Source organism: Microcella sp., from assembly GCF_033763155.1.
In the GTDB taxonomy this organism is placed as follows: domain Bacteria; phylum Actinomycetota; class Actinomycetes; order Actinomycetales; family Microbacteriaceae; genus Microcella.
This window is the reverse complement of record NZ_JANRKZ010000238.1, coordinates 1-5363: the sequence shown is the minus strand read 5'-3', so window position 1 is coordinate 5363 and position 5363 is coordinate 1. Positions and strand designations below refer to the sequence as shown.

General features: G+C 69.9%; 6 protein-coding genes. 5 read left to right on the top strand and 1 reads right to left on the bottom strand.

From position 1 onward, the window contains the following. From SFU54_RS10370 to SFU54_RS10355, 4 genes are all read left to right on the top strand, one after another. Positions 1–190 (top strand): agmatine deiminase family protein (locus tag SFU54_RS10370; RefSeq protein ID WP_319016198.1); only part of this gene is annotated, 190 nt, incomplete at its 5' end. Further along, positions 187–1917 carry an amidase gene (locus SFU54_RS10365; protein ID WP_319016197.1) on the top strand — a complete coding sequence of 577 codons (1731 nt, stop codon included), beginning with the start codon at positions 187–189 and terminating at the stop codon, positions 1915–1917. The genes SFU54_RS10370 and SFU54_RS10365, both read left to right, overlap by 4 nt. Then, positions 1914–2813 carry a tryptophan 2,3-dioxygenase gene (locus SFU54_RS10360; RefSeq protein WP_319016196.1) on the top strand — a complete coding sequence of 300 codons (900 nt, stop codon included), beginning with the start codon at positions 1914–1916 and terminating at the stop codon, positions 2811–2813. Before SFU54_RS10365 ends, SFU54_RS10360 begins: the two co-directional genes overlap by 4 nt. After that, entirely contained in the window at positions 2810–3841 is a 1032-nt protein-coding gene (locus SFU54_RS10355) for a hydrolase (RefSeq protein WP_319016195.1), read from the top strand. Before SFU54_RS10360 ends, SFU54_RS10355 begins: the two co-directional genes overlap by 4 nt. Positions 3842–3847: 6 nt before the next feature. On the opposite strand, the gene SFU54_RS10350 is transcribed toward SFU54_RS10355, so the two are convergent. Beyond that, positions 3848–4180 (bottom strand): ribonuclease E inhibitor RraB, encoded by a 333-nt coding sequence (locus SFU54_RS10350; protein ID WP_319016194.1) that lies wholly within the window; start codon positions 4178–4180, stop codon positions 3848–3850. 90 nt (positions 4181–4270) lie between these two features. Between SFU54_RS10350 and SFU54_RS10345 the strand changes: the two genes are divergently transcribed. Continuing rightward, a complete protein-coding gene (locus tag SFU54_RS10345) occupies positions 4271–5323 on the top strand; it encodes a Glu/Leu/Phe/Val dehydrogenase family protein (protein WP_319016193.1) in 1053 nt (350 codons plus the stop codon). Positions 5324–5363: the final 40 nt, after the last annotated feature.

Below are 5363 nucleotides of genomic sequence, written 5' to 3'. Positions count from 1 at the left end.
TCACCTCGTCGTCAATGGCGGCATCATCGCGTGCGGGTTCGACGACGAGGTGGCGGATGCTCGCGCCCGTGACACGCTCGCCGAGGCCTACGGCCGCGAGGTCGTGACGGTCGACGCCCGCGAGATCTTCGCGCGCGGCGGCGGAATCCACTGCATCACGCAGCAGCAGCCGGCTGTGCCTGCCCGATGAGCCGGCCGCCGCTCGTCGAGACGAGCATCGCTACGCTGGCCGCGATGCTGGCGGACGGCCGCACCACCGCGGTCGAACTCGTCCAGGGCTACCGCGATCGCATCGCGGCCTACGACCGCGAGCCGTCGAGCGATGGCACGCGCCCCGCGCTCAACGCCGTGGTGGTCGACAACCCGGGGGCGCTCGACGAGGCTCGGGCGAGTGACGCGCGGCGAGCATCCGGTGCCGCGCTCGGGCCCCTCGACGGCATTCCGTACTTGGCGAAAGACAGCTACATGGTGCGCGGCCTCACGGTCGCGAGCGGCTCGCCCGCGTTCGCCGACCTCGTGGCGCAGCATGACGCGTTCACGGTCGAGCGCCTGCGGGCCGCTGGGGCGATCTGCCTGGGCCTGACCAACATGCCGCCCATGGCTAACGGGGGCATGCAGCGCGGCCTCTATGGCCGCGCCGAAAGCCCGTACAACCCGGCGTACCTCACGGCGCCGTTCGGCTCGGGCTCGTCGAATGGCTCGGGCACGGGCCTCGCGGCGAGCTTCGCGGCCTTCGCGCTCGCGGAAGAAACGTGGTCGAGCGGCCGCGGGCCCGCGAGCAACAACGGCCTGTGCTGCTACACCCCGAGCTGGGGCGTGATCTCGGTGCGCGGCAACTGGCCGCTTGTGCCCACGATGGACGTGGTTGTTCCCTACACGCGCACGATGGCCGAGCTGCTGCTCGTGCTCGATGCGGTCGTGGCCGACGACACCCAGACCCGCGGAGACTTTTGGCGGGTGCAGCCGTGGGTGAGCATCCCGCCGTCATCGCAGCTGCGACCGGAGTCGTACCCCGCGCTGGCCGACCCGGCCGCGCTGCAGGGTGTGCGCCTCGGCGTGCCGCGCCTCTACATCGGAGACACCGACAACGACGACCCGATCGAGACCCGGCCGACCGTCATCGCCCAGTGGCAGAAGGCGCGCGCCGATCTCGAAGCCGCCGGCGCGACCGTCGTCGAGGTCGACTTTCCGGTGGTCACGAATTACGAATCGCGCGGGCGGGCGGATGACCGCTCGATGGTCGCGCGCGGCCTGGTTCCGCCGCAGTTCGCTGACCACGAGCTCTACGAACTGAGCATGTGGGGGTGGGACGAGTTCTTGCAGGCGAACGGCGACCCCGCGCTGCACCGGCTTGCTGATGTGGACCCTGAGCTGATCTTTCCGACCCCTCCCGGCTCACTGCCCGGGCGGTACGACGATCATCTGAGCCGCTTCGCGCCCGAAGATGTTCCCCTCGAGGATTACGTGCACCGCGCCCGCGCGACGGGCGTGCCCGCGCTCGAGAGCATTCCGACCATCGCCGAGGGTGTGCGCGGCCTCAACGAGACGCGTCGGCGCGACCTCGAGGCCTGGATGGATGAGCTCGGGCTCGACGCCGTCGTCTTTCCGGCGGTGGCCGACGTGGGCCCGGCCGACGCCGACGTCAACCCCGCGAGCGCCGAACTGGCCTGGCGCAATGGCACGTGGGTCGCGAACGGCAACCTCGTGCCGCGGCACCTCGGCATCCCCTGCGTGCAGGTGCCCATGGGGCTCATGGCCGACATCGGCATGCCCATCGGCCTCACCTTCGCGGGTCGCGCGTGGGACGACTCTCGGCTGCTCGCCTTTGGCGCGGCCTTTGAAGCCTCGGCCACGCGGCCCGGGTCCGCTCTCGGTGGCACGCGCGTGCCGCCCCCGCACACCCCGGAGCTGCCATGAGCGACGCAACCCCCGAGAAATCCCCCGAGACAACCCCCGAGAACACCCGCGCGATCGAAGACACGATCGTCACCGACTTCTCGACGCGCATGAGCTATGGCTCATACCTCGCGCTCGATGAGTTGTTGCAACTGCAGCGCCCGATCAGCGAGCCCGAGCACCACGATGAGCTGTTGTTCATCATCCAGCACCAGACCAGCGAGCTCTGGATGAAGCTGCTGCTGCACGAGGCCCGCTCGGCCCGGCAGTGCCTCATCGACGACGACCTCGGCGGCACCCTCAAGCGCATCGCGCGCATCAAGCACATTCAAGAGGCGCTCATCCAGCAGTGGAGCGTGCTCGCGACCCTCACGCCCACCGAGTACGCCGAGTTCCGCGGCTTCCTTGCCAACTCCTCGGGCTTTCAATCGCACCAGTACCGCGCGATTGAGTTCATTCTCGGCAATAAGCACGCGGGCATGCTCAGCGTCTTCGAGAGCGACCCCGAGGCCCACGCCGTGCTCACGGGGCTGCTGCACGAGCCGAGTCTCTACGACGAGTTCTTGCGCTTCTTGGCACGCCAGGGTGTCGCGATTCCCGCGAGCGTGCTCGAGCGCGACGTCACGAAGGCCCACGTGTTCACGCCCGAACTCGTGCCCGTGTTCGTCGAGATCTACGAGGGAGCCCACGGCCCCGACGAGTCGAACTGGCGCGTCTATGAAGCGTGCGAAGAACTCGTTGACCTCGAAGACAACTTTCAACTCTGGCGCTTCCGCCACCTGCGCACCGTGCGCCGCACGATCGGCTTCAAGCGCGGCACGGGCGGCTCGGCGGGCGTCGACTTCTTGCAGCGTGCACTTGACCTCACGTTCTTTCCCGAGCTCTACGCGGTGCGCACCGAGATCGGTCAGGCATGACCCCGAAGGCGATGGATGCTCCTCCCGCCGTCTTCCGCATCGCTGACGCCTGGCGCGGCACGTGGATGGGCCCGAGCCTCGTGCGCCGTGGGGGAGGCACTCTGCACTACGTCGGACCGTCGTCGGCCGCTGATCCCGCCGGGGTCGTCGACCTCCCCGGGGTGCTGCTGCCCGGCTTCACCGACCACCACGTGCACGTGCAGTTGCACCCCGGCGATGCGCTCGAGCCGCTCGCAGCCGGAGGCTTCTCGCGCGTGATCGACCTCGGGGGTGACCCCGATGTGCTCGCGGTGCTCGCCGAGCCCGATCCCTTTGCCGCGGCGCTCGAGTTTGCGGGTGCCTTCTTGACCGCGCCGGGCGGCTACCCGAGCGACAGGGCGTGGGCTCCGGCCAACTCGTGGCGCGAAGTCGCCTCGGCCGATGACGCCGAGCTTGCGGTGGCCGAGCACGTGGCGGCAGGGGCATCCCGCATCAAGATCGCGCTCAACGCCGAGGCCGGGCCGGTCTGGGATGACGCCCTGCTTGCCGAGGTCGTCGCCGAAGTGCGCGCGGCCGGGCTGCCTGTCGTCGCGCACGTCGAGGGCGCGGGCCAGGCCGCGCGCGCGATCACCGCCGGCGTCGACGTGCTCGCACACGCGCCGTTCAGCGAGGTTCTCGCGCCCGCGCTCGTCGAGCAGGCCGTGACGCAGGGCCAGCGCTGGATCTCAACCCTCGCGATTCACGCCCCCACCGAGCGTGCGATCGCGATCGAGAACGTGCGGGCGTTCGCGGCGGCCGGTGGCGAGGTGCTCTATGGCAGTGACCTCGGCAATGGCGAGCAGCCGCTCGGCCTCAACGCAGCCGAGCTCTCGGCGCTCGTCGAGGCAGGTTTCGACGAGACGGCCGTGCTGCGCTCACTCGTCGGCGGGTTCGGTCGCGGCCGCTGGAAGAAGCGCGTGACGTGGATGCCCGCTCGCCCCGCCACGGTGCTCGACATCGTCGACGCGGTGTCGCTGAGTGTTGGCGACCTCGAGGGGGCGGGCGCTTAGGCGACCTCAGCCTTGAATGATCGGGGCGCCCCAGCCGTCGTAGTCACCGTGGTGAGCCGCCACGACCGCGAAGACCTCGTGCACCATGCGGTCGGCGGTCTCGACGTCAACGGTCGCGAGTTTGGCCGCGCGAACCGTGCCGCGAAAGAGGCGGCGCCGAGCAACCGTGACGCTATAGCCGAGCTTCTCGAGGGCGGCACCAGCGGACCGGGCATCCTTGATCGCGGCGAAGTCGGCGAAGTGCTCGACCTCACGGGCGACGTCGACATCGTCACGCATCTTGATGCGCTGACTGAACTGCTCGACGTTGCAGGTCAGGTGCGACTGAATATCACCCACTCGCGCGATGCTAGACCAGGATGGTGCTGACCGCACATCCCGCGGACGCCCACGCATCGCCACAAGCGGTGCCCACTCAGGAGGAACGCCATGACCACCGCACCCCTGCCGCTCTTCACTCACGAGCGCGTGACGACCGTGACGGGCGCCCGCTCGGGCCTGCACATCACCGTGGCCCTGCACTCGAGCGCGATTGGCCCGGCTCTCGGTGGTTGCCGCCTGTGGACCTATGAGCACTGGCTCGACGGCGTTGCCGATGCCATGCGCCTCGGCCAGGCCATGACGATGAAGAACGCGCTCGCCGACATTGGAGCGGGAGGCGGCAAGGCCGTCATCGCGCTGCCGCCCGGTCGCGTTCTCGACGCCGCCGAGCGACGGGATGCCCTGCTCGACCTCGGCGACCTCGTCGAGTCGTTCGGCGGCGCGTACATCACGACCGAAGACGTGGGAGTGACCGAGCACGACATGCTCATCGTGCGCGAGCGGACCCAGCACGTCGTGGGCCTGCCCGCCGCCGATGGCGGCGCGGGTGAACCGGCCGCCGGTACGGCGCTCGGCGTCTTCGCCTCGATCGAGCAGGTGTTGCTCGCGGTCTTCGGCTCGACTTCGGTGGAGGGTCGCAGCTTCGTCATCTCGGGCCTCGGGCAAGTCGGCTCACGACTCGCGCGGCGACTCGCTGATGCGGGGGCCGTGCTCACCGTGACCGACATCAACCCGAGCGCCCTCGCGATCGCCGACCAACTCGGCGCGACCTGGATCGACGCGGCCGACGCCGTGTCGACCCCCGCCGATGTGTTTGTGCCGGCGGGCCTCGGCGGAATCCTGACCGCACCCGTGATCGAGCACCTGCCCGTGCGCGCGGTCTGCGGGCCGGCGAACAACCCGCTCGCCAAGCGCAGTGGGGCTGACGCGCTCGCCGCGCGGGGCATTCTGTATGCCCCCGACTTTGTCGTCAACGCCGGGGGAGTCATTCACCTCGCTTTGACCGAACGCGGCGAGAGCCCCGAGACCGTTGACGAGCGGCTGCGCGCCATTGGGCACACGCTCGCCGACGTGCTGGCCCTCGCGGCCCTCGAGGGCATCACGCCCCTCGACGCCGCCGACCGCCTCGCCCTCGCCCGCGTGGCCGCGGCCCGCGCATGAGCGAGATTGACGACTACATCGCTGCGGCGCCCGAGGCGAC

Coding starts and splice junctions, on each gene's coding strand:
- SFU54_RS10365 (WP_319016197.1), top strand. CDS start 187: ATGAGCCGGCCGCCGCTCGTCGAGACGAGCATCGCTACGCTGGCCGCG.
- SFU54_RS10360 (WP_319016196.1), top strand. CDS start 1,914: ATGAGCGACGCAACCCCCGAGAAATCCCCCGAGACAACCCCCGAGAAC.
- SFU54_RS10355 (WP_319016195.1), top strand. CDS start 2,810: ATGACCCCGAAGGCGATGGATGCTCCTCCCGCCGTCTTCCGCATCGCT.
- SFU54_RS10345 (WP_319016193.1), top strand. CDS start 4,271: ATGACCACCGCACCCCTGCCGCTCTTCACTCACGAGCGCGTGACGACC.